Here is a 25,499-nt window from a genome sequence, read left to right on the forward strand (position 1 = left end):
TGCCGAAGTTGTTTCAATTTCCGTTTTTGCCGTCACGGCTGCGGCTCAGGGTCCGCTACACCGTTCGGTATAAGAAAACCCCTTTCCCGGTCCAACCTCAAACGTATGGGGTTTACCGAAACCTTACGAAAAAACAACGCATCATGATAAATGAATCACCTGTAATGAGCAACGACTTTACAAAAAAATCCTTTGTGTGGTAAAGAGTCAGGGGCGTATAGTGTGCAACCGTACCACCTGTAACCGCTTGTCAAGCTCAGAGAGTTTTCTGGTACTCACAACCTTTGCCTTGTGGTTGGTGAATGTGGCAGCGACTGCCGCTCTTTTCGGGGTATGATTCGGAATAGACTGACCTGATTGCCCCCTTTATTTATTTTCGTATTTTAGGATCGTGCATAGTGACGGAACTGATCACGCGGTTTACCACCTGGCTGGCCGTGGAAAGGGGCTATTCCCCCCATACCGTGGCCGGCTACCAGCGGGACCTTAAGGAGTTTGCCGGGTTTGCCGGGCCGGACATTGAGGTCGCCACGATTGATCCCCTCATGGTGCGGGCCTATGTCTTTGAGCTGAACAGTCGCAACCAGGCATCTTCGGTGGCCCGCAAGTTGTCGGCCCTGCGCACTTTTTTTCGTTATCTGCTCCGTAACCGGATCGTGGCCCACGATCCGGTTGCCGCCATTGCCAGGCCCAAGCAGGCAAAGCACATGCCGGTGTTTCTTACGGTTGACGAGGTGTTTTCCCTGATAGAGGCCCCGGGCAAGGAGGATACCTTCGCGGTCCGGGATACCGCGATCCTGGAGTTGTTGTACTCCACCGGCATGCGGGTGGCCGAGCTGGCCTCTGGTAATCTCGCTGACCTTGATCTTGAAACCGGAATGGTCCGGGTGACCGGCAAGGGCCGGCGGCAGCGGTTGGTGCCCATGGGGAGGCCGGCCATGGAGGCACTGCAGGCCTATTTCCCCCAGCGCCGGGAACTCCTGGCCGCCTGCGCCCGCCGTAATGGAAACCCGGCCAGGGACGCGGTGTTCCTTAATAACCGCGGCAGCAGATTGACCACTCGCAGTATTGAGCGGCTGGTGAGCATGTATGCCCGCCGGGCCGGGATCGCCGCCCGGGTGTCCCCCCATGCCCTGCGCCATTCCTTTGCCACCCATCTGCTGGAGATGGGTGCGGATCTACGTTCGGTGCAGGAACTGCTCGGCCATGCCAGCCTGTCCACCACTCAGAAGTACACCCACCTGAACATGGATCACCTGATGGAGGTGTACGACCGCTCCCACCCCAAGGCACGCAAGGGTAAATCCTTGCGGATGTCATAGAAAAGGGCAGGGGGGCTGGATAAAAGCAAGGAGAAAAAAGTGAAGATGCGATCAACAACAATAATCACTGTTCGCCATAAGGGTGAGGTGGTGGTGGCCGGTGACGGCCAGGTCACCCTGGGCAACACCGTGGTCAAGCATGCGGCCCGCAAGGTGCGGCGGCTCTATAACGGCGAAGTGATCACCGGGTTTGCCGGATCCACTGCCGATGCCTTTACCCTTTTTGAGCGGCTGGAAAAGAAGCTTGAGCAGTACAAGGGCAATCTGATGCGGGCCGCGGTGGAGCTGTCCATGGACTGGCGGACCGACAGGATGCTGCGCCGGCTTGAGGCCTTTCTGGTGGCAGTGGACCAGAAAGACTCCCTGTTGTTGAGCGGCAACGGTGATGTTATTGAGCCTGATGACGGAATCCTGGCCATTGGTTCCGGCGGCCCCTTTGCCCTGGCCGCGGCCAGGGGGCTTGTCCAGCACAGCGATCTGGACGCCGAGGCCATCTGCCGGGCGGCCATGGAGATCGCCGGTTCAATCTGCATCTACACCAACCGGGAAATCACCCTGGAAAAACTGTAATTTAAGTAAAGATGCACTCGTAGAAACGAAAATATTTACCGCAGAGTACGCAGAGGGCGCGAAGAAGAGCAAATTATTACAAGTGATTAACTCTGTGCCCTCTGCGCCCTCTGCGGTAAATTCAGACTTTTGCGACTTGATCAATAAAGATGAACTCGTAACAACCCGAAAGGCTTCAAATGCCACCCAATAAAATCAACAAGTTACAAGACGAATCACGTCCGTCGAGCGGGTTGTTGCGAGACCGACAATAAAAGGATGACATGAAAAGTAACAGTCAGATGAATTCATTGACCCCGAAAGAGATTGTCCGGGAACTGGATAAGTATATCATCGGCCAGGATCAGGCCAAGCGGTCAGTGGCCGTGGCCCTGCGCAACCGCTGGCGGCGACAGCAGGTCCAGCCCCCGTTGCGGGACGAGATAGCCCCTAAAAATATCATCATGATCGGCCCCACCGGGGTGGGAAAGACCGAGATCGCCCGGCGGTTGGCCGCCCTGGCCCAGTCGCCGTTTTTAAAGATCGAGGCGAGCAAATTCACCGAGATCGGCTATGTGGGCCGGGACGTGGAGTCGATGATCCGCGATTTGACCGAACTGGCGGTAAACATGGTGAAAAAGGAGGAACGGGAGGCGGTTGAGCAGCAGGCCAAGGAACTGGCCGAGGAACGGATGCTTGATCTGCTTCTGCCGCCTTCGTCGCCGCCGGGGAGCAGCATGTTTACCCGCCCCGGAGAGACGCCCGCCTTGAAACCGGATGCCGTCCCCGGCCCGGATGCAACCCGGGAACGCTTCCGGACCATGCTCCGGCAGGGCAAGCTGGATGAGCGTGAAGTGGAAATGGATGTGGCCGCGGCCTCACCTTCGCCCATGGTGGAGGTGTTTTCCAATGCCGGAACCGGGATGGAGGATATAGAGTCCAATCTCCGGGACGCCTTCAGCCGGATTTTCCCCCAGAAGAGCAAGACCCGCAAGGTCAAGGTGCCCGAGGCGATGAAGCTGCTGGCCATGGAAGAGGCGGAAAAACTCATTGACCGGGACCGGGTGATCTCCCTGGCCATCCAGCGTACCGAACAGTCAGGGATTATTTTTCTGGACGAGATCGACAAAATCGCCTCGCCGGAAGGGGGCGGGCACGGTCCCGAGGTCTCCCGGGAAGGGGTGCAGCGCGACCTTCTTCCCATTGTCGAGGGCGCTACCGTGGGTACCAAGTACGGCATGGTCCGGACCGACCATATCCTGTTCATTGCCAGCGGCGCCTTTCATCTCTGCAAACCATCGGACCTTGTCCCGGAACTGCAGGGCCGTTTTCCGATCCGGGTGGAACTGAACGGTCTGGGCGAAGATGAGTTCTACAGGATTCTTACCGAGCCGCGGAACGCCCTGATCAAACAGTATGTGGCCTTGATGGCCACTGAAAATATTGCCTTGCGGTTCAGTGACGAGACCATCCGGGAGATGGCCCGCCTGGCGGCCGAGGTGAATCGCAATACCGAGGACATCGGTGCCCGCCGGCTGCATACGATCATGGAGCGGGTCCTGGAGAAGCTCTCCTTTGACGCCTCGGACCTGGAAGAGGAAACCTTTGCGGTCACGGCCGGGTATGTGCGGGAACAAGTGGCGGATATTGCCAGGGACGAGGATCTGAGCCGATTCGTGTTGTAACCCGGCTCAAGGCGATCAGCGCGCGGGGATGAAGAAAAAACAGAAGAGGCGAGGGATTCATGGAGTACATAGAACCGGATTTGAAGTATTGCCCCCAATGTGATGACGAGTACCGTTCCGAAATCGAGCGGTGTGCCGCCTGCGGGGTGGAGTTGATCTCCGGCCGGGAGCAGCTCGACCGGCTGGCGGCACAGCGGCAACGCCTTGAGGGACGCAGCATGGAACTGCGGGCCGACGACAATCTGGTCAGCCTCCGCAGCGGCCCCCTGGCGGAGATCAAATACCTGGAGGGACTGTTGCAGGCAAAACGGATCGCCACCCTGATTGTTGCAGATGACGATTCCTGCGGCCAGGGCTGCTGCGCCTCCTCCTTTTACCTGCAGGCGCGGCAGGAGGATGCCCGGGAGGCCCAGGCCGTGCTGAACCGGGATTTCCGGGCCAGTACCGGACTTGACGCCCACGACATCAGCCATAGCGATGCCCTGTTCAATCCCCGGGCCGGCGCTGCCACCTGTCCGGCCTGCGGCTTTGTCTTTGCCACTACTACTACCACTGCCAATTGCCCGGACTGTGGACTCTGCCTTGGTTGAGACAATGGTCAGGCAGGGAAGAGTCAAGGACATATCCGGGATACGGCGCTGGCTGATACGGAACATGGAACAGGGAGATTGATGGATAACAAGGAACCGGTGCTGGTCATCGGGGCCGGGCCGGCAGGGCTGGCCGCGGCTTTTCAGTGTACCCGCCGGAGCAGGAGGGTCCGGGTCCTGGAGGCTGCCGACCGGGTCGGGGGCATCTCCCGGACCGAGGAATACAAGGGGTATCTTTTTGATATCGGCGGCCACCGTTTTTTCACCAAGATCAAGCGGATCGACCGTCTCTGGCGCGAGATGCTCGGCAATGACTTTATCCGGGTCGCCCGGATGTCCCGGATCTATTACCAGGGCCGTTTTTTCAACTATCCCCTGGAATGCGCCAATGCGCTTATCAATCTCGGCCTGATCGAGAGCGTGCTCATCGTCTTAAGCTATCTCCGGGCCCAGCTCAAAACCAGGGGGGAAGAGGATACCTTTGAGCAGTGGGTTTGCAACCGTTTCGGCCGGCGGCTCTATGCCACCTTTTTCAAGACCTATACCGAAAAGGTCTGGGGAATCCCCTGCCACGAGATCCGGGCCGACTGGGCCGCCCAGCGGATCAAGGGGTTGTCGCTGACCGTGGCCCTGGCCAATGCCCTGTTCGGCGGCCGTAATACAAAAAGCCTTATTGATGCCTTTGATTACCCGGTCCGTGGACCGGGCCTGATGTGGCAGCGTTTTCAGGAGGCAATCGAGGCGGCCGACGGTGAGGTGCGGCTCAACACCGAGGTGGTTCGACTGGAGCATGACCAGGGGCGGGTCGGCATGGTTGTCAGCCGTTGTCAGGGCAAGACCCGGCGGTTCTCCGTTGAGCAGGTTATTTCCAGTATCCCGGTTACCAGGCTGGTACAGCTTCTCGACCCCCCTCCGCCGGAGCCGGTGCTTGCCGCGGCCAGGGGGCTCAGCTACCGTGCCTTTTTGATCGTCTGCCTGATCGTTGACCGGGCCGACCTTTTTCCGGACCAGTGGATCTATGTCCACAGTTCAGAGGTCCGGGTCGGCCGGATCCAGAACTTTAAGAACTGGAGCGCGGCCATGGTGCCTGATCCCGGAACCACCAGTGTGGGGATGGAGTATTTTTGCAACCAGGGCGACGATACCTGGGACATGGCTGACAATGATCTGATTCGGCTGGCCGCGGCCGAACTGGGCTTCCTCGGCCTGGCTGAACCGGGTGAGGTGGTGGACGGCTGCGTGATCCGGCAGCCCGGGGCCTACCCGGTCTATGACCGTGACTATCGCCAACACCTGGCTGTTATCCGCCAGTATCTCGCCGGCTTTGCCAACCTCCAGACCGTGGGCCGCAACGGCACCCATCGCTATAATAACATGGATCATTCGATGCAGAGCGGGCTCCTGGCCGCGGAGAATCTGGAAGGGGCCGGTCATGATCTATGGGTGGTGGATGAAGACGATGAGTATCTGGAACAGGAACAGCGCCCCGACAGGCCGGAATCAGACTCGATCAGGCTCTTGAACCTGACCTTTGCCCGGATGGACAAGGTGGCCATCGCCTCTGCCGTGGGTACGGTCTGCGGCCTGCTGGTCTTTACGGCGACCATCTGGATCATCAGCCGGGGCGGTGATCCGACCGGGTCGCATCTGCGGCTGCTGTCCCAGTATTTCATCGGTTACACCGTTTCAATGCAAGGCGCCTTTATCGCCTTTGCCTACACCTTTTTCTGGACCTTTTTATTTGCCTGGCTTTTTGCCTATATCCGCAATTTTATTCTGGCCCTTTACCTGTTTCATATCAGGAAAAAGACCGAGTTGTTGACCTTAAAGGATTTTTTTGATCATCTCTAATGTCCGGTCAAGGGGCGGAGTTTGTAGCGATACCGAATATTCCGCGGGCCGCGGCCGGGAGGAGATCATGGAAGAGAACGAAATCATGGCAGGGGAAGACGAAAAACTGTTCAGCGGGGTGCTGTTGCTCAATGCCAAGGTCATGGGGCTGGCACTGGGGGTGATCTGTGCCCTTGGCCTGTTCGTGGCCACCAACTGGCTGGTGATCAAGGGCGGCCCGCGGGTGGGCCCGCACCTCCAACTCCTGAGCCAGTATTTTATCGGCTACCGGGTGACCTTTGCCGGCAGCCTGATCGGCGCGGGCTACGGTTTTGCGGTGGGAACCCTGGCCGGGGCAATGATCGGCTGGATCTATAACCGGATCGTTGCCTTCAGGAGATGACCGGCGCGCCGGTCACCACCTGCTGTTTTTCTTTCTCCGCCCGTTCAGGGTGACTGGTTTTTTTTCATAGAGGATCGCCCGGTATCCCAGGATGGAGTTGACTTCGGAGCTGAACCCGCTGCACGGCTTGATGGTAAAATCCTCGGGAACCGTGATATCCACTTCGCCCCGGCCGGGATAATGGATGGTCAGCAGGACCGGGCAGGAGCCATGGAAGCGGTAGAACAGTTTTTTTAACTCCGTCAGTTTCGGGCGGGAGGCCTGCTCCGGATGAATTATGATCCGGGCGCCGGCAGTGTATTTGCCCCGGGCCTCCTCCAGGGTATCGATGCTGTCGGCAATGATCTTGTTGCCCCGTTCATCCTTTTTGACCGTGCCCTGAACGATCAGCGGTGTATCGCTCCGGAACAGATGCACGCTGCGGGCAAACACCTCCGGAAAGACAACCACCTCGATGGTGCCGGCAATGTCCTCCAGGGTGATAAATCCCATCCGGTCGCCTTTTTTGCTTTTATGCTCCTTGAGTTCCCGGATCAGGCCGCCGATCCGGACCGGTTGGCTGTCGGAGATTTCGGCCAGGCCGATGATCTCAAGGTCGGTCACCGCCTTGATCTCGTCGCGGAAATTATCCAGCGGATGGCCGGTGATATAAAAGCCCACGGTCTCCTTTTCAAAGGCCAGCCGGTCCTGTTCGTTCCATTCCGGGATGTCGGGCAAATCAATGGCCGTGACGCCGGGGCTGTCGCTTGTCTCCATCACTGTAAAAAGAGATATCTGGCCGCTCAAGCGGTCGCGTTGGGCGGCCTGGGCCTGTTCCAGGGCCTGGTCGAGGATGGCGAAGAACTGGGCCCGCTTGCCCTTGAGCGAATCAAAGGCCCCGGCCTTGATCAGGCTCTCGATGACCCGGCGGTTGACCCGGCGGAGATCGACCCGGGAGCAGAAGTCGGCCAGCGATTGAAAGGCCCCTTCCCGGGCCCGCTCCTCGATGATCGAGTCAAGGGCCGCCTGGCCCACGTTCTTCACCGCGGCCAGGCCGAAGCGGATCCGGTCGTTGATCACCGTGAAGTCCTTGGCGCTTTCATTGATATCCGGGGGCAGCACCTCGATGTCGCGGTCCTTGCACTCGTTGATGTAGAGGACCACCTTGTCGGTGTTGTTCACATCGCAGGAGAGCAGGGCGGCCATGAACTGGGCCGGATAGTGGGCCTTGAGATAGGCGGTCTGGTAGGCGATCAGGGCATAGGCGGCGCTGTGCGACTTGTTGAAGCCATAGCCGGCGAATTTGGCCATCAGGTCGAAGATGTGTTCCGCCTTGTCAACGGGAACGCGGTTGGCCGCGGCCCCGGCCATGAATTTTGCCCTTTCCTTCTCCATTACCGCGGGGATCTTCTTGCCCATGGCCCGGCGGAGGATATCGGCATCGCCCAGGGAATAACTGGCCAGGACATTGGCGATCTTCATCACCTGTTCCTGATAGACGATCACCCCGTAGGTCTCTTCCAGGACCGGTTTGAGCTGGGGCAGGGGATAGGTCACCGGTATCTTGCCGTGTTTGCCGTCGACAAAGGTGCCGAGCATGCCGCTTTCCATCGGGCCCGGGCGATAGAGGGCAACCAGGGCGATGAGATCGGAGAAGATCTCGGGCTGCATGCTGGTCAACAGGCTGCGCATTCCAGAGCTTTCCAGCTGAAAGACCCCCAGGGCATCGCCCCGGCAGAGCAGGTCATAGGTCTTGAGGTCGTCCAGGGGAAGGGCGTTGATTTCAAGCCGGCGGCCGATATCCGCCTCGATCAGTTTGAGGGCCCGGTCGATCACGGTCAGGGTCTTCAGACCGAGGAAGTCGAACTTGATCAGCCCGGTCAGCTCGGTGTACTTCATGTCGTACTGGGTAAGGACCTCGTCCTTCTGGCCCTTGCACAGGGGCAGGTATTCCATCATCGGTCGCGGCGAGATCACCACCCCGGCGGCATGGGTCGAGGTGTGCCGGGCCAGTCCCTCCAAGACCCGGGCCACCTCCACCAGCTCCGCCACCGCGGGGTCATGCTTCATCGCGTCCCGGAGACGGGGCTCCTGCTCAATGGCCGCCTTGATCGTGATCTTGAGCTGTTCCGGGATCAGTTTGGCTATCCGGTCCACGTCGCCGTAGGGCATGGCCAGGGCCCGGCCCACGTCGCGGATTACCGCCCGGGCCTTCATGGTTCCATAGGTGATGATCTGGGCTACATTGGCGGCGCCGCCGTATTTTTCCTGCACATACTGGAGCACCTCGCCCCGCCGGTCCTGGCAGAAGTCAACGTCAAAATCCGGCATGCTTTTTCGTTCGATATTGAGAAAACGTTCAAAGATCAGCCCATAGGGAATGGGATCGATATCTGTAATTTTAAGGCAATAGGCCGCCAGGCTGCCAGCCCCCGAGCCCCGGCCCGGTCCCACCGGGATGCCCCGGCCCTTTGCCCAGTTGATGAAGTCGGCCACGATCAGGAAGTAGCCGGGAAAACCCATGGTCCTGATCACCTCGATCTCGTGGTTCAACCGCTGCTGGTAAATCTTCTCCGACTCCGGGGGCAGCCCGCCATGTTCCCGGATAAAGGCCAGCCGTTCCTTGAGACCTTGCCGGGCCTGTTTTTCGAACAGGCTGTCCAGGCTCTCTCCCTCGGGCACCGGAAAGATCGGGAAATGGTGTTCGCCGAACTCAAGCTCCAGGTTGCAGCGTTCGGCCACTTCCAGGGTGGTGTTTATTGCCTCCGGACAGAAGGCAAAGCCTTTGCCCATCTCCTCCGGTGACTTGAAATAGAGTTCGTCGGTGGAGAACTTGAACCGGTTGTCGTCATGGATGGTCTTGCCGGTCTGGACACAGAGGAGTACCTCGTGGGCATGGGACTCCCGGCGGTTGAGATAATGGCAGTCATTGGTGGCCACCAGCTTGACGTTCATTTCCGCGGCCAGTTGAACCAGGCCGGTGTTGACCGCGGTCTGTTCCGGGATCCCGCTTTCCTGTAGTTCGAAGTAGAGCCGGTCGCCGAAGAGATCCTGGTAGAAGCGGGCCGCTTGACGGGCGGATTTGAGGTCGCCCCTGGCGATCAGGTAGGGGATCTCGCCGTGCAGACAGGCGGTGAGGGCGATCAGCCCCCCATGGTATCGGCCGAGCAGTTCCTTGTCGATCCGGGGTTTGTAATGGAAACCTTCCAACTGGGCAATGCTGGTCAGCTTGAGCAGGTTCTGATACCCGGTCCGGTCCATGGCCAGAAGCACGAGGTGGAAGGCCGCCTCGCCGGACCGTTTGGCGCTCCGGTCGAAACGGTCGGTGGGCGCGATATAGAACTCGCAGCCGATGATCGGCTTGATCCCCGCCTTTCTGGCCTTGACATAGAACTCCAGGGCGCCGTGCATGGCGCCATGGTCGGTGATTGCCACTGTGTCCATCCCGAACTCCTTGCACTTGTCAAGCAGGTCGTCGAGCCGGATGGCGCCGTCCAGCAGGCTGTACTGGGTGTGGACGTGGAGGTGGACGAAGTCGGCGGTGCGGGCCTCGGGCATGGTGGTTGTTCCCTGGGTGGAAGTCGGTTGCGGACGTGATTGCTAACGGTAAGCAGATGATAAGCGGTCTGTCCGCACCCCGGAAAATCAGGGGGGGGACGATGGCCGGGTGCGTTGACAACGGATCTATTCTACACACTGGGCAAGACTTTTCAATTGCAAAATCGGGGATTGACAAGCCGGACTGAGCAGTAACTATTTTTTGATAAAACTTTTTGATATTTAGATGGTTATCTGTTACAAAACACAAAGCTATATTTTCAATAACTTTCCAGAACTACTGTCCGGGCCCTGGACCTGCCGCTCTGGTTTTGGCGGATAAACAGTTTGTTCTTTACCTGCCCGGAAAGATCATTAAATAAATCAGGTGTCGCTATATAACGAACCAGGTATCGTCATAACAAATTTCAGAGATCTCCACGGGGCGGAATCATGAGAAGAAAAGTGCAACTGTTGTTTGACGGGTTGGGTTTCTTTCGGAAAATGGCCCTGGGCCTGTCAGTGCTGTTTCTTTTGGTCGGCTGCGCATCGACCCAGTCCTCGAAAAATTCAACATCCATTATCGCCGGCCCGGAGACGACCTTTGAGAGGACGACGCTCTCGAAGAGTGAAGCCGAGTATCCCTTTAATATCTTTCCGAGATACCGCCTTGCCGCCAGTGATGTGCTTGACGTTCTCTTCCAGATTCGTACCTGGACCAAGCAGGATGAGTTCCTGCTGCAGGTGGATCATGTCATAAACGTCAAGTCGCCCAGCACCCCGGAACTGGATGAACAGCAGCAGGTGCGGCCGGACGGGACGATCACCCTGCCCTATATCGGCGAAAAGTACGTGGTCGGCAAGACGGTCGGCGAACTGACCAAGGAACTCCGGCAGGATTTCAGCACCATTCTCCAGGAGCCGGACATCTACGTCGTGGTTCCTAACTTCCGGGAGAGTATCAAGGAGTTGAAGGCCGACCTCCATACCGCGCCCCGGGGGCTCAGCCGCCTGGTAACCATCCGTCCGGACGGCTACGTCACCTTTCCCATGGTCGGCGAGATGTATGTGGTGGGCAGGACCATCACCGAGGTCAACCGGGACCTGAACATCAAGTATGAAAAGATACTCGAGGGGCTCCACTGCGACCTGTTCCTTGAAAAGCACTCCGGGGCAACGGTCTATGTTGCCGGTGAAGTCGTTAATCCCGGGGCCTATAAGATCAATAAACCGATTACAGTGATCGAGGCCATCACCATGGCCGGCGGCAACCTGAACAGCGCACAGTTGAAGAGCGTGGTGGTTGCCAGGAGGACGCCCACCAAGATCATTGCCACCAAGGTCAACATAAAAGACACCCTTGCCCTGAAGCCCGGCAGCAGGTTTGTCTTTCTCCAGCCCGATGACATCGTCTATGTGCCCAAGACCGCGATTCATTCGGCCGCGGAAGTTGCCAATGCCTTTGCCAGCATGTTTTTGTTCCGTGGCTGGAACCTTGGGGTCGGTTACGAGTTGAGATCCGAGCAGAGGACAACCATCAAATAAGGTGTAAGACGCCATGGTGCTGACAGAAGACTACAAGAGAGAGCTGGTTCTGATTTTCTTTTCCCAGGTCAGAGTTATCCTTGGTATTACCGCCCTGATTTTTATCGGTGCGGTGCTGGTCGCCTTTTTGTGGCCCCCGACCTATTCGGCCACCGGGATTATTCTGATCAAGGGTAAAAAGGTGGAGCGGGGCATTGATGACCTGCAGCAGAACACCTTGCATCAGTCGAGTTACCCGGTCGGCAAGGAGGATCTTGCCTCAGAGGCGCAGTTCCTCTCCTCTCCGGTGGTTATTGAGCGGACGATCAGGTCCCTCCATGACCGGGGAATCCTGTTCCAGGATGTATCCATGGCCCCCGGCGTGGTAGGCGATATCGTTGACCGTGCCGCGCAGAGCCTGAAGGTGAAACTGGTTCCGGCCTCGGACGTGCTGGCCGTCACCTACTATGCCAAGGACCCGCGGACCCCGGTGGCGTTTCTGGACGCCCTGATGGAACAGTACATTCTCTATCGGCAGCAGATCTACAAGCCCAGCGAGACCGAGGTCTTCTTTGCCGGCCAGGTTGATAAATATAAGAAGGAGTTGAGGGACAGGGAAAACGAACTGATGCTCCTGGTCGAGCAGAACAACGCTGCTGATCCAGAGAAGGAAATCGACAAGAATCTTCTTATCCAGCAGGACCTTGAAAAGGAACTCAATGTTTTAAAGAGCCAGGCCATTGCCAAGGAAGTTGAGATCAATGAACTTACCGGGGCCCTGGGCGGCCGGAATTATCAGTTTTTTTCATTCATTAACCTCAAGTCGCTCAACGAACTGAGCCTCAAGTTGATTGAACTGACAGTGGAGAGAGGAAAGCTGGTCAGGAGTTATCTTCCCTTAAGTCCCAAGGTGAAGGCGATTGACAAGCAGATTGCCGGACTCTACGGCTCCTTGAAAGGCGAGGTTGAGTCCTACCTGTCCAGCCAGGCGAGCCATTTAAAGGCCTTGAACGAGCAGGTCGTCAGCCTTGAGAACCGGGTCGGCGAAATTCAGTCCAGAAATGTTGATATGAAACGGTACCTGCTCGGGATGAACAGGATCAACCGGGACATCGAGTTTCTCCAGTTCTCCTATGACAACTTCTACCGGCGGATGGAGGAGGCCAAGATCAACAACAGTATCGTTGACACCAGCCTGTCGTCGTTTGCCAGCATCATTTCCCGGCCGAGCTTCTCCGACACCCCGGTTTTTCCCAGAAAGGGTCTGGTTATTCCGTTCGGTCTGCTGGCCGGTTTTATAACCGGGTGTTGTTTCGGCTTCCTGCGTGATTATTTTGATCATACCTTTAAGAAGCCCAACGATATAGTCAGGATTGTCGAGGTGCCGGCCCTGTTCTCCATTCCGGACTGGAGCAACGGGTGAGAAGGCGGCTCCAGGATGAGGTGATCCTTGGGCGAGGCGGACGGAGAGGGTTGAGTATGGATTTCGGCGCTTCTTCCCCTTGATTTTTTGTTGTTCGCGTGACAGGAGCTGATATTACGACCATTTTTTTTATGATGTTCCGGGGGCAGGAAAACTGAAGGGCCAGACCCTGGAACCGTCCGGCCGGTAAGGTTGGCGGCGCGAAATTTAAAGGACAGGGAAGGCAGCTTAAATGTTTAGTGGTAAAGAAGGCGACTTCTCGATTGTCGGCGGTTATCAAACCGTCCATTTCGCCTTAAATCGCGTCCTTAATATTTTTCTGGCCCTGGTCCTGATCATCTTTCACCTCCCCTTTCTGCTGATTATTATCCTGATCATGCAGGTCCGGGAGGGGCGGCCGTTTTTTTACAAGGGGGTTCGCCTGGGGTTGGGCAAGAAGCCCTTTATCATGTATAAGTTCCGCACCCTGGTTCCCCAGGCTGAATCGATTATCGGTCCGGAAATTCTGTCCGCAAAGCATAACCTGGCAACCCCTTTTGGCAAATTTCTGCGGGATACCCGGCTGGATGAGCTGCCACAGCTTTTCAATATCTTAAAGGGAGACATGGATTTTGTCGGCCCCCGTCCGGAGCGGCCGATAATTTATGAAAAGATCTGCAAGCACATTAAGGGGTATGATCTCCGTTTTCAGGTCAAGCCCGGGTTGATCGGTTACTCGCAGCTCTTCACGCCCCACAGTGCGCCCAAGGCGATCAGGACCCTGATCGATAACCGGTTCCTGCGCAAGAAGCAGAAGTTTTCCGGTGAATTGACAATCGTCTTTGTTACCATCCTGGTGGTCTTGAAAACCATCGCGGTCCAGATATTCAAGATAGGCAAGGGGCTGCTGCGGAGGCTGGCCGGGGCCCCGGTTGAGCGCAGAGCCCAGGAGCGGATCGAGATCCAGCAGGCGACCGCTACCCTGGAGTATCTCGATTCCGCTGGCAAGGAACAGAGGGTGACCGGCAAGCTCGTTGATATCAATGAGGACTATTTTCTCCTTTTATGTGACGAAGAGATCCCGGAGGTTGAGTTTTCGGTTACGCTACAGACGATATTCAAGGCCGGGAGCTGGTGGAAAAGGGGGGGCAAGGCCAAGAGGGCCAAGTGTACCGGCACGATTTATTTCAAGCTCGACGGGGGATCCCGGGGATATGACCACTCCTATGTCATCCGCTACGAACCGGTTTCCCCTTTTAATTTTTATATGGTGCACCAGTATTTTCTCCTGGAGAGCGTGGCCAGTTGAGCCCTGTTGAGCGGGGCCGGCCACCGGACGGGAGCGCTGGTGAACGCTTACGGGCATGAGATTACCGTAAATCCGTACCCCTGGTGAACGGTTACGGTTGGGGCATGTTTTTTCAGTTGGAACGTTTTTAAAACAATAGGGCTCGGAACAGGGAGCCGGAGAGGCGTGGATCATATTGGAGGCCCGGCATGTCAATTACAAGGCGTAAGATCGGTGGAGTTATCAGTGTGCTTGTCATGACCCTGGTCATGGTGTTTCCCAGTGAGGCAGCGGTGAGGGAGAAATGCCAGGGATTCATTGTTCTGGTCGATGCCTCGGGGACGATGATGCAGAAGGAGAGGGGCCGGACGGGCCTCAAGGTCGCCAAGAAGGTCCTTACCATGATGAATGAAAGGATTCCGCCGGGTTCGTACCTCTCGGCCCTGCGGGTCTTTGGCCATGATCTCAGCTATGAGGTGCCGTATCAGTCCGAGGTCTATGCCCCGGTGGCAACCTACAGCGAGTCGAGCCTCCAGGCGGCGATTGACAGGATCAACAACAAGCTCAGGTGGAGCTGGTCTCCCATTGGATACGGGCTGGAGATGTCTGGTCACGAACTGATGCAGATGTCCGGCCGGGTCCATATCATCGTGGTCAGTGACGGCGACGAGAATTCCCAATATATCCTGCCCCGGGATGCGGTCAAGGAGTTAAAGAACAAGTATCCTGATCAACTCTGCATCTACGCCATTCAGATCGGCGCCACGCCGCGCGGCAAAATAGTTCTGGACAATATAGTCGATGCCGCCGGCTGCGGCCGGCGGGTGCTGGCCGACGACCTGCTCAACGACGAGGCGGCCCTGGACCGGTTCGTGGATGATGTTTTTGTCGAGCATTATGATCTGGACAGTGATGGCGACGGGGTTGTCGATCGTCTTGACAAATGTCCGGGAACGCCGAAGGGCGTTGCCGTGGACAAGGACGGCTGTCCCCTTGATACCGACGGCGACGGGGTGTACGACTACCTGGATGATTGCCCCGGCACCCCCTGGGGGGCGCCGGTCAACCGCAAGGGCTGCTGGATTATTCCCAAGATATTTTTTGACTACGACCAGGCGGATCTCCGGCCGAAGTCGATCCGGGACCTGGACGGGATCGCCAGGATCATGTTGATCAATCCGGACCTGGTCCTTGAGGTTGACGGACATGCAAGTACCGAGGGTACTGTTCCTCACAACGACAAGCTGTCGTTGCGACGGGCCAGGGCCGTAAGGGAATACCTGACCGGCAAGGGGGTCGCGGCCGACGCCTTGCCGGTCAAGGCCTTTGGCGAGCATAAGCCCGCGGTGGCGGACAGCACCAGCGAGGCTGCCAGGGAAAAGAACCGGCGGGTGCTGTTCCGCCGCAAGTGATCAGCGGCGCCACATTGGCTCCGCGCTTATCTCCTTGCGTGATCGCTTCCGTGCCCATCGCGGGCCGGCTCGTTTAACCAGCGGGCGCTCGCGCTTGCCCAGGGGGCGGCGGCCGGCAATGATATTCCGGCGGCTCCTTCCCCTGCCGGGCCTTGAGGATCCGGGCCGGAATATGTTCAGGGTGAAGGGGATTGTCGGTCGAATCGCGACCAACGGCAAAGGTGCTGTTTTGGATTACAGGGCATGATCGCATGGGTATGGGTGAAGTGAATAGAACAACGGCCATCGGGCCGCTTGAGGGGCTCTTTGCCCTGCTTGTCGTCGCTCTGACGGTCGGGCTGCTGGCCACGCCCTATTATTACCTGTCCATTCTCCCCGGCCTGCTGTTGCTGGCCATGTTCGTCTTTGCCGGCCGACCGTCATGGGGATATCTGCTGATCCTCTTCCTGATCCCCTTTAATGCCTATACCAGCCTGCTGGAAGGGCGGAGCTTTTTTACCATCACCAAGTTCATCAACGCCTATCTGCTGATTGTCCTTTTTTTCTACTTTATCCTGCGCCGGATCTCCCTGAAGACCATGAAATCGCCGATCTGGACCTATCTGGTCGGCTTTTTCCTGGTCAGTTGCGTCTCTGTTTACTGGTCCGAGTTTCGGGGAGCCGCCCTGCCGGAACTCAGGCAGGTGATCTACATCGGCTTTTTTTTCGCCTTTACCCTGGCCTTTGTCACCCCGGCGGTCTTTTGCCGGGCCCTGCCCAGGATTCTGATCATCAGTATCACCATCAGTTCCATCCTCGGGCTTATCGGCTTTTTCTTTGACCTGCCTTTTTTTATCTATTACCGGCCCGGCTATTATACCCGGGCCACCGGGGCCACCTTTGGCCCCAATCAGTTTTCCCTGATGATCGTCTTCTGCCTGGCGATCCTGGCCCATTTCTTTTTTTCCGCCCGGGCGATATCGGGCCGGGTGTTGTACGGGGCCTTGTTCCTGCTGAATCTGGTCGGTCTGGTGGCCACCTATTCACGGTCCGGCGCATTGCTGTTTCTGGTCCTGCTGCTGCTGCTGGTTATTGAACATAAAGGGAAACTGCGGCCCAGGTATGTAGGTTTTCTGCTGGCCGGTGTTCTGGCGGCGATCATCGGTGTCTCCACGCTGGTGCCGGCATCCTATTGGGAGCGGCAACGGACAGCGGTTGAGACAAAGACCGATTATGCGGTGGGCCAGCGGCTGGCCTACCTGAAGGTCGGCTGGGAGGCCTTTAAGAAAAACCCGGTCATCGGTTCCGGTCCAGGCACCTTCAGCGAGATCTACCAGTCGACCGGTTATGCCCGGAAATATCAGGATGACGCCGGATACCTCAAGCGGGTGGCCCACAACTCCTTTATAGAAATCCTGGTCGGCACCGGCACTGCGGGATTTTTGCTGTACCTGGCCATCCTGGTGATAACCTTCAGGAGTTTTTACCAGGCCCAGCGGAACTATCAAGAACAGCAGGACGAGGAGATGGCCGCCCTGATGCGGACCTATCTGATCGCATTCACTGTCCTGGTCTGTTCGTTCATGGTGCTCAGCGAGGTATGGTACTATAAGTATCTATGGGCTGTTATCGGTATCTCCCAGATAAGCCTCCATGCCTCCACCGGGTCATTGCCGCCCCAGGTTGAATAGGGCCTCTGCGCCTCCTGCATCCGCTGCATCGCTCCTGCCCGCCGCATCGCCCTTACCTACGTGTCTGTCCAGAAATGAGCAATTTCGTTCAAGATCAAGGATTGCGAGAAAAATAAGCGCAGGCATATATGTGATATTCCGAGCATTATTTTTTGAGCATGACGCCGAGATTGGGCGAAAGGGCCATTTCTGGACGGGCACTACCTACCCCTCCGGGGGCCGGTGTCGATCCGCAACCTCGTTGTAGAGCTTCTCCCACAATTTTGTCGCCTGTTCAAGGGAAAAGGAGTCCCGGACCAGTTCTCTGGCGCAGCGACCCATGCCTGCCGCACGATCAGGATCGTTGATGAGTTCGGTAATCGCATCGGCCACTGCCTGATGGTCGCCGGGCCGGACCAGGATTCCGGTCCGGCCGGTTCGTACCAGGGAGCCGGTCCCGCCGACATCCGTGGCCACCACCGGGAGCCGGGCCGCCATTGCCTCAAGGATGCTTCTCGGCAGTCCTTCCTGGTCGGAGGTGTTGACAAAGATGTCGGCCCCCTGGAGAATATCCGCAACATCCGTGCGTTGGCCAAGGAAAAACAGGGTATCGGCAAGCCCCAGTTCCCGGGCCTGATCCTCGAGTGCGGCCCGGTCCGGGCCGTTGCCGACGATGAGTGCGGTCGTTCCGGGATGCTGCTGTCCGACGATGTGCATGGCCCGCAGCAATATGTCAAGCCGTTTGACCCGGACCAGGCGGCTGACCGCGACTATCCTGGGCCGCTGTCCGGGCAGGGAAGCGGGCGACGGTTTCCGGTCCAGGGAAGGAAGCGTAACCCCGTTGGCAATGACAACGAGTTTATCCGGGCCAAGGTCCTGATATCTGCGGATCGACTCGGCCACTTCCCGGGAGACCGCCACGATCTTATCGCTTAAAGGGAGCAGTCCGCCGAGAACGAGCCGGTGTTTCAGGCCGCGGTCAATCCCGGTCCTGACCGTATGCTCGGTGCTGATCATCCCGATTCCGCCGGCCAGCCTGGCCGCCAGGAGCCCCCATAGATTTGCTGAAAACATGTGGGCGTGAACAAGGTCCACCTTTTCCCGGCGCAGAAACAAGGCCAGGCGAATGACGAACAGCAGGGATTCAAGGGCCTTCACCGGGGCAAGCACCGGACCGGGCAGAAAGCCGAGTGATTCGGACAGCCGGTCCTTTTTGATCAGAACGATCCGGCAGCCCTTGTTCCGCAGTTCCCTGGCAAAGGTGCCGGGAGCACGGTAGAGCAGCAGAATGTTGTTGAAACGATGGGGATCCAGGCCCTGGATCAGGTCGGCGACAACCCGTTCCGCCCCGCCCACCCGGAGATGCTCGATCAGGTGGAGCACGGTTATGCTCTCTGTTCCATTATTCATAATTTCGTTTTAGCACTGGTTCTGATATGGTTATGGCACAGGCATGGGCCAAATGAGGCCGGCGCCTTGGTGACGACTTTTCATATAAACTCCCCGGGAGGAACCCCGATGGATCTCCTGATCAACTGTACCTGGGTCTGTCTGGGCCTGATGGCCTATCATTATCTCGGCTACCCGGCCCTGCTGGCGGTCCTGGCCCGGCTGCGGCCCCGGCCGGTGCGGCAGCGGCCGGTTACTCCCAGGGTTTCGCTGATTATCGCCGCCTATAATGAAGAAAAGGTCATTGCCGAGAAGATTGACAACAGCCTGGCCCTGGACTATCCCGCCCTGGAGATAATCGTGGTCTCGGACGGCTCGTCGGACACCACCGCCGGGATAGTCCGCGGTTATGCCGATGCCGGGGTGGTCGGCCTGCACCGCCCGCAGCGGTGGGGCAAGAGCGCGGCGGTCAATCGCGGGGCTGAACAGGCAACCGGCGATATTTTCGTGTTTTCCGATGCCAATGCCTTTTATTTCCCGGACGTGATCCGGAAACTGACCCGCAATCTGGCCGATCCGGCTGTGGGTTGTGTCAGCGGCAGCAAGACGGTCCGGCCGTTGGCGGATAATCGGTGTCAGGAGTCCTCGGTGGGCCGGTCGGAGGGGCTTTACTGGCGTTACGAGTCGTTTATTAAGGAAAAGGAAACCCTGGTAAGTTCGGTTACCGGGGTGGTGGGCGAGATGCTGGCCCTGCGGCACGAGCTGTTCCAGCCGATCCCGGATAACATTATCAACGATGACGCCTTCTTGTGCTGGCATATCCTGCGGCAGGGCTTCCGGGTGGTCTATGAGCCCGGGGCCCGCTGCTGGGAAACGGCCAGCGCCTCGGGCCGGGACGACATGGTCCGCCGCCAGCGGATCACAGCGGGCAGGTATCAACTCCTCTTCCGGGTCCGCTGGTGGCCATGGAACAACCCCGGGGCCCTGTTTCTGCTTATCTCCCACAAGTTTCTCCGCTTGTTCCTGCCCTTTCTGATGGTCATCGCCCTGGCCGCCAATCTCCTGCTCCTCTTTTTCCCGCATGTGCCGGCCCTGATGCTGTTTCTGCTGGCAGGACAGTCGGCCTTCTACGCTCTTGCCCTGCTGGGCATGCTCCTTGACCGCCAGGGCCGGCCCTCCTGGCGGCTGCCGGCCCTGGCCTATTACATCCTCATCGGCAACCTGGCCTCCCTCTCGGGCCTGTTCCTGTTCCTTACCGGCCGGCAGAGCGTTCTCTGGCAAAAGGCTGCCCGCTGATCCGGGCCCCTGGCGGTCCGGGAACCGGATTGCCGGTTCCGGGTCCGGAGGCTGCTGGCGCCCGCCGGTTATGCCTGCATTGTCACCCGGCCGGCCCATATGTCGCGCAGGGCGCTGAACACCCCCTTTATCCGCTCCGGTTTTTTCCTGTCCATGGTCAAGAGAAAAAACAGGGCCTGTTTCAGCAGGTAGCCGCCGGCCGCATAATTGAACAGCAGCGTGTTCCACCAGCCTTTACGGATATGGTCCTTGAGCAGCAGATAGGCGCCGATTATCATCGCCCGTTCCCGCTTCGGCCCGTCATGGCGCATGGCAGGGGATTCGTAATGACGCAGCCTGGCGGCCGGATTAAAGAGCAGAATATATTTTTTGCTCACCCGGCAGGAAAAATCCTTGTCCTCGCCGAGGCCGTAGCCGCGGTACTTATCGGAAAAGGAGAACTCGGCAAGGATTTCCCGGCGGAAGGAACTGATCCCGCCGGGCAGGAAATCCACGGCCCGGATGTTCTTTACCGGCAGATAGGTTGCCCCGTAGTCGGTGCAGAAGCCGGACGGCAGGGTTTGTCCCTCCCGGAACCCGGACAGGAGAAAGAAGACGTCGTAGAGATGTTCCAGGAAGCGGCGCAGGGTGATCGGCGGAAGGTTGGCGATTGCCCCGCCCACCCCGCCGATGGGTCCGGCAGCCGGGTGGTCATATCCGGCCAGTATCTCCTCAACATAGTCGGGCAGGAGTTCAACATCGTCATCAAGGAAAAAGATAATATCACCGTTTGCCAGGGCAACCCCGGCGTTGCGCGAGGCGGTCAGGCCCGGGCTTGTTTTCCGGTGATAGACACACTCAATTCCCGCGGCCCGGCATTCCCGCTCCATGGGAAAGCCGCCCAGATTGCCGTCATCGACCACGATCAGCTGGTCGGGGAGGCGGGTCTGGGCGAGGATCGAGCGAATGCATACCCGGATGTCATCGGGCCGGTTGTAAGTGGGGATGATGATACTTGTCCTGACCATGGTCGAATGCTCCTGGCTGATCATCGGCCTGTTCGCGCTGTTTTGTTGTCCCTGACCCCGGCCAGGGCCTTTTGCAGCATCCGCCGGTCTCCGGCGTTGAGGATAAAGAAATAGGCGACCGGGGTAAAGAGGACGACCTGCAGGATGCCGAACAGGGCCATGTTCAGATAATCGGGCCGCAGATAGCCGTGGATAAAGAACAGATAGGCGAGCAACGGCACCAGGGTCTTGAGCGAGGTAAACAACATGGTCTTAATATAATATTCGGACAAGGGCAGGGCAATGGTCCGGCAGGCCAGAACCGGCTGGACCAGCAGTTTGAAGAACAACATCTCGATTGCCGTACCCATGGCAACCCCGATTATTCCGTAGTACCGGACCAGGATAAGGCTCAAGACAAGGTTGGCTATCCCTTCGCCAATGTTCTGCAATGTATAGTAATGGTGTTTGGAGATGCCGTACAACAGGGTAACAGTGGTATGCTGCATTATTTCGAGAATCGCCGGGCCGCAGAGGATAAGGGCCACGGTAAAACTCTGCTCAAAGCCGGGCCCCATCCAGCGGTCGATGAACACCTTGCCGTAAAAGGGGATGCTGATGCCCACGAACAGCGAGATTATGATGTTCAGCCTGGAGATATCCAGGAATTTGCTGCGGATTGAATCAAAGTCGTTCTTGCCCTCGTAATGGCTGAAGATCGGTGCGGTTATATTCATGCCGCTGAGGATGAATTCGCTGAAAAGCTGGACCAGGCGGGCGCCCACCTGATAGTAGGTGACCAGGCTCAGGCCGAGGGAGCCGGCGATGATCATGGAATCGACGCGAAAGCGCAGGATATCGGCTATTTCCGAGATAAAGGTCTTGCCGCCGTAGGCGAACAGCTGCCGTATCCGGTCCCGGCGCAGGCCGGCCCGGGTTATTGCCAGGCCGGGACAGGCCCTGAAGCAGAAGATAACGAGCAGTCCGTACTCGATAAGACCGCCGAGCAGGGAAAGCACGGCCATGGTGAGCAGTCCGTAGCCCATCTTGAGCAGGACGTAGAGAACAATGTTGGTCAGGAACAGGCGGACCACATTGGCGATGGCGGTGAGATCATAGCGGACCAGGGCGTTAAGGACCCCGCGGAAGGTCCGGATGGGTAGCCCGGCGGCCGCGCTTATTCCCAGGATGACCAGGAGTTGCTGGAAGAGCAGGGTATCAGGCGTGGAGCCGGCAAATATCGGCCACAGGGCCGCGGCAACAAGGGAAAGCGCCAGGGCGACCAGGCTGAACCCGGAAAAGAGAAAAAAGGCGGAACTGGCGACCAGGTTGATCTCCTGATGGTCGTTCCGGCTCAATGCCCGGGAAACATACCGGGTAACCGCTGACGAGAGGCCCAGGTCGAGCAGGCCGTAGTAGCCGATGAAGGTGCCGACCAGGACCCAGGCGCCGTAATGCCGGTCACCCAGGGAATGGATGATCAGCGGCATCATTATGAAGGAGATGCCGAGCTTGATGACAAAGCCGGTTACCTGCAGGGTGGAACCCTTGATCAATCTGCCGCCCTTACTGCTCATGAAAACATCCGGGGTCAATCAGGAGCCGGGTGAGACCCGTGCGCCCGGGGGGGCGCCTGGAAAATATGCGGGCTGCAACAGGGGGCCGGCATTCGGCCGGCCGGGATTTTAACAGGGGTAAGTTGTGCAACCGGACCTTCCTTTCTATGAAAAAAACTTTTGTTTCAGGGAGTGAAGTGTTCGCCCGAGATTATAGCAGCCGGCCCAGATGGTGCAATCGACCCCGGGATGGCGGAATACCCCGCGGAAGGGATGAAATATCCGGCAACCGGAGGCAAGGGTCAATTCCTTTTTGATCTCCCCGGGCTTGATGTCGAAGTTGTCCGGGTTGAAGCAGCGTTCCCCCGCCGGGTCATGCCAGGCGTAAAAACCAGTGTCCTTGAGGTCAAAGCCGAGGATCTGGCCGAAAAGCTGGAGCCGAACCTCGTCGTTGCTGAGTTCGGGGATATCGAGTTGCGAGTATTGTTCCAGGAATCGACGGGGAAAGCATGGGCCGCAGGCCAGGCAGGCATGGTAGGGTCCGTTGAAACCATATCTGTGGCGGGCATGCTCCAGCAGCTCCTGCAATTGGTCCTGCAGCTCCGGCTTGGACCACCAGGTCCAGCGGCTTTTTACCTGCTCATCATCGCTTAGGCCGGACAGGCCGATGGCATCAACGGGAATATGGGCGTAAAGTTCATCGAGCGGCGCCAGGAGCAGCAGGTCCCACTCGAGATAGTGAAGGGTGGTAAATTCCAGGGTGTGGCCGAAGTCGCGGAACCACTGTTGCATGGCCAGATCGCCGTTCTGCCATTTCCAGCGGCGGCTCCGGCCGGCGAGCAGATACAGGTGCTCGAAGTATCGACCGAGCCTGTCCCGGAAATAGGCGAACCGCTCCTCCGGCCCCCCGTAGAGGCCGTATATCTTGATGCCCGGGTTGAAGTGCTTGAGAAGGTCCAGCTTGTTGGTGCAACTGGCGGCCCGGTCGTGAAAACGGAAGAGGACAATCCTTTTTTCAGCGACCCTGTCGGTTTGGGACTGTTGCCGGCTCATTGGCTTGTTACCGGAAGGTTCCCCCCATACGGAAACCGGGATGAAGCGCTGCTAACGCCATCCCGGTTTTTATAAGAACAGGGGCCGGATTATGGTATCTCAAGGTCGCATTGAGAGTCGCGGACCGGGGCTATACCTTGCCATAGAGGAAACGGGGGATATAGTATTTTCTCTTGTTCAGTACCACCCCCAGCATGTTGCCCTTGAGTTTGATCAGCTTTTCAATGCCGAGCTGGGCCACTTCCCACTTGGTCCGTTCACTCTCCACCACCATGACAATGCCGTCGAAACTGTTGGCCAGGATGGCGGGCTCCGAGGAACTCAGCAACGAAAGACCGTCAAAGATGATGTAATCGAACTGGTCCCGCAGTTTATCAAGAAGCGCCTTGATCATCTTTTCCGTTTCCGCGGAGGAATGTTTACCCGCTGTCTTGCCGCCATGGGTGATAATGAAGAGGTTGCCATACTCGGTCTGTTTGAGGATGTCGCTGTTGAAGTCCTCGCTCCGCATGGTATCGCATAAACCCGGGGCCGCAGCGGCGCCGAACAGTTTGTGCAGCCTGGGGGCGTCCGAGTTGCCGTCCACCAGCAGAATTCTGGTATTGCTGTTTTTGGCCAGGGAGTAGGCGATGTTCAGGGCCGCGGTTGTCTTGCCCTCGCCGTTGAGACAACTGGTTACATAGATGGTTTTGATGTCCTTATCAACGTCAAGGATGTTGCCTTCGAAAAGGGATACTTCCTTGAGATTCCGTATCAGCCTGGTTTCCAGGGCGTCGCTCAGTTTCAGGGTCTTTTGCAGGCCCGGTCGTTCGAACTGGTCCGGGGTAACAGCAGACCCGGTGGCGGATTTTTTCGTGTAGGCATAATAAAGATATATTGCCAGGAGAACCAGCAGGGTCAGGATGATGTAGCGAAAGGTGTTGGAACGTTCGATAATGGGGGCCTGGGGTTCAGCCGCGTCCCGGGTCAAGGGGGGTGGGGCCGCTGCCTCCGCCGGCGGGCCGGCCGGTGGAGGGACGGCGGCAACCGGTTCGCTGACCGGGGCCGGGGTTGCAGCCGGTGGCGGTTCAATGGTCGCCACAGGTTCAACGGCTGCCGCCTCGACCGTTGGCGCCGGTTCGGTCCCAACGGCGTCTGTCTGGATATGGGCATCGATTCTGGCGGCGATCAGATCCGGTTCCGGCGGCTCAACCGCAGGGGAGGGCTCGTCAACTGTTTCCAGCGGTGCCGCGGGCCCGGCAGCCGGCATGATGGTGACGATTTCCTCCGCGGTTGCCGGCGGCAGGGTGAAGTCAAGCTCCAGGCCGGCGGATTTGACTATCCTCTCGGGCCTGATGTAGGCATGGAGGATGGTGGTTTTCGGAAATATATCATTAAGCGAATCAGCCAGGATCACCGCTGAGTTGCGATCGTCAAACTTTCCGATCCTGGTGGTGTAGTAGGGGGAGATATGTTCGACCCGCAGGGAGGCGAACACTTCAGGAGACGCCACCATCGGGTCAACGGTCTGGTCGCTTATGGCGGCGGAGAGCTGGTTGAAAATCCTGACCGCCCCGTCAATCCCGGTGGAACTGTTTACCTGGACGGTGTAAAAGAGTTTTTCCTCGGTCTCCGCCCGGGCCTCCGTGGTGACGAGGCTCATTATTCCCATGATGACGAGTATAGTCAGGATTGCGACCAGGGAAAACAGATAGCGGCCACGGTCTTTCTGTGCCTGGAGTTTCATGAGGTGCCCCCTGCGTGGTTGCAAATCGGTGAGATAAAGAGTTTATCTTCCTGGAAAATATACACGATTACAGATACTTTAATTACAGTAGGTTGTCCCTGCTTGTCAAGTGAAAAAGGGTGAAGACAGTTATTTCCGGTTATATGAAAATCGCTGCCAGCCGCGGTCCTTGCCCTGCCGGAGTAAAGGTTTTTATTAAACATTCAGTAAACCCCCTCCTGTCGGGAAAGGGGTTTTCTTCTACCAACGGCCGCTCCATTGAGAAGGGCCGGCTGTTCATAAACAGGCTATCAAGCAGGAACTCGCTTCGCCGCAACGGCGAT

At 57.9% G+C, this 25,499-nt stretch carries 19 protein-coding genes; 12 read left to right on the forward strand and 7 right to left on the reverse strand.

The genetic code is table 11. The features are described from left to right. The first annotated feature begins 398 nt into the window (after positions 1–398). From xerC to L3J03_07385, 6 genes are all read left to right on the forward strand, one after another. Complete coding sequence (xerC, locus tag L3J03_07360; GenBank protein ID MCF6290795.1) at positions 399–1,322, forward strand: tyrosine recombinase XerC; 924 nt, start codon at positions 399–401, stop codon at positions 1,320–1,322. A gap of 45 nt (positions 1,323–1,367) precedes the next feature. Next, a complete protein-coding gene (gene hslV, locus L3J03_07365; protein MCF6290796.1) occupies positions 1,368–1,892 on the forward strand; it encodes an ATP-dependent protease subunit HslV in 525 nt (174 codons plus the stop codon). 281 nt (positions 1,893–2,173) lie between these two features. Further along, positions 2,174–3,556: an ATP-dependent protease ATPase subunit HslU gene (gene hslU / locus L3J03_07370; protein MCF6290797.1), complete on the forward strand. Its 1,383-nt coding sequence runs from the start codon at positions 2,174–2,176 to the stop codon at positions 3,554–3,556. A 59-nt stretch (positions 3,557–3,615) separates the two neighbouring features. Then, positions 3,616–4,146 carry a hypothetical protein gene (locus L3J03_07375; protein MCF6290798.1) on the forward strand — a complete coding sequence of 177 codons (531 nt, stop codon included), beginning with the start codon at positions 3,616–3,618 and terminating at the stop codon, positions 4,144–4,146. Between the two features lie 81 nt (positions 4,147–4,227). Then, a complete protein-coding gene (locus tag L3J03_07380) occupies positions 4,228–5,997 on the forward strand; it encodes an FAD-dependent oxidoreductase (GenBank protein MCF6290799.1) in 1,770 nt (589 codons plus the stop codon). Next, complete coding sequence (locus L3J03_07385) at positions 5,984–6,379, forward strand: hypothetical protein (protein MCF6290800.1); 396 nt, start codon at positions 5,984–5,986, stop codon at positions 6,377–6,379. The genes L3J03_07380 and L3J03_07385 overlap by 14 nt, the downstream gene beginning before the upstream one ends. Before the next feature lie 12 nt (positions 6,380–6,391). Here L3J03_07385 and dnaE read toward each other — a convergent pair whose 3' ends face one another. Continuing rightward, on the reverse strand, positions 6,392–9,916 hold the full coding sequence (dnaE, locus tag L3J03_07390) for a DNA polymerase III subunit alpha (GenBank protein MCF6290801.1): 3,525 nt from the start codon (positions 9,914–9,916) through the stop codon (positions 6,392–6,394). A gap of 432 nt (positions 9,917–10,348) precedes the next feature. On the opposite strand from dnaE, the gene L3J03_07395 reads away from it, so the two are divergent. The 5 genes from L3J03_07395 (at position 10,349) to L3J03_07415 (ending at position 17,191) form a co-directional block, all read left to right on the forward strand. Next, positions 10,349–11,440 carry a polysaccharide biosynthesis/export family protein gene (locus L3J03_07395; GenBank protein MCF6290802.1) on the forward strand — a complete coding sequence of 364 codons (1,092 nt, stop codon included), beginning with the start codon at positions 10,349–10,351 and terminating at the stop codon, positions 11,438–11,440. Between the two features lie 13 nt (positions 11,441–11,453). Continuing rightward, positions 11,454–12,842 carry a GumC family protein gene (locus tag L3J03_07400; GenBank protein ID MCF6290803.1) on the forward strand — a complete coding sequence of 463 codons (1,389 nt, stop codon included), beginning with the start codon at positions 11,454–11,456 and terminating at the stop codon, positions 12,840–12,842. Positions 12,843–13,074: 232 nt separating this feature from the next. After that, positions 13,075–14,130: a sugar transferase gene (locus L3J03_07405; protein MCF6290804.1), complete on the forward strand. Its 1,056-nt coding sequence runs from the start codon at positions 13,075–13,077 to the stop codon at positions 14,128–14,130. 188 nt (positions 14,131–14,318) lie between these two features. Then, complete coding sequence (locus L3J03_07410; protein MCF6290805.1) at positions 14,319–15,521, forward strand: OmpA family protein; 1,203 nt, start codon at positions 14,319–14,321, stop codon at positions 15,519–15,521. A gap of 251 nt (positions 15,522–15,772) precedes the next feature. Further along, positions 15,773–17,191 carry an O-antigen ligase family protein gene (locus L3J03_07415; GenBank protein MCF6290806.1) on the forward strand — a complete coding sequence of 473 codons (1,419 nt, stop codon included), beginning with the start codon at positions 15,773–15,775 and terminating at the stop codon, positions 17,189–17,191. A gap of 204 nt (positions 17,192–17,395) precedes the next feature. On the opposite strand, the gene L3J03_07420 is transcribed toward L3J03_07415, so the two are convergent. Beyond that, on the reverse strand, positions 17,396–18,580 hold the full coding sequence (locus tag L3J03_07420; GenBank protein ID MCF6290807.1) for a glycosyltransferase: 1,185 nt from the start codon (positions 18,578–18,580) through the stop codon (positions 17,396–17,398). 108 nt (positions 18,581–18,688) lie between these two features. Between L3J03_07420 and L3J03_07425 the strand changes: the two genes are divergently transcribed. After that, positions 18,689–19,855, forward strand: coding sequence for a glycosyltransferase family 2 protein (locus L3J03_07425; protein ID MCF6290808.1), 1,167 nt, complete (start codon positions 18,689–18,691; stop codon positions 19,853–19,855). A 68-nt stretch (positions 19,856–19,923) separates the two neighbouring features. On the opposite strand, the gene L3J03_07430 is transcribed toward L3J03_07425, so the two are convergent. The 5 genes from L3J03_07430 to L3J03_07450 form a co-directional block, all read right to left on the reverse strand. Beyond that, positions 19,924–20,862 (reverse strand): glycosyltransferase, encoded by a 939-nt coding sequence (locus L3J03_07430; protein ID MCF6290809.1) that lies wholly within the window; start codon positions 20,860–20,862, stop codon positions 19,924–19,926. Between the two features lie 20 nt (positions 20,863–20,882). Next, entirely contained in the window at positions 20,883–22,418 is a 1,536-nt protein-coding gene (locus L3J03_07435) for an oligosaccharide flippase family protein (protein MCF6290810.1), read from the reverse strand. A gap of 144 nt (positions 22,419–22,562) precedes the next feature. After that, positions 22,563–23,450, reverse strand: a complete 888-nt coding sequence (locus L3J03_07440) for a hypothetical protein (protein MCF6290811.1) — start codon at positions 23,448–23,450, stop codon at positions 22,563–22,565. Between the two features lie 130 nt (positions 23,451–23,580). Beyond that, entirely contained in the window at positions 23,581–25,176 is a 1,596-nt protein-coding gene (locus tag L3J03_07445; protein ID MCF6290812.1) for a CpsD/CapB family tyrosine-protein kinase, read from the reverse strand. Between the two features lie 139 nt (positions 25,177–25,315). After that, the coding region (locus L3J03_07450) for a hypothetical protein (GenBank protein ID MCF6290813.1) at positions 25,316–25,499 on the reverse strand (184 nt) is incomplete at its 5' end.

The sequence above is a fragment of the Desulfobacterales bacterium genome (genome assembly GCA_021647905.1).
Lineage (GTDB): Bacteria > Desulfobacterota > Desulfobulbia > Desulfobulbales > BM004 > JAKITW01.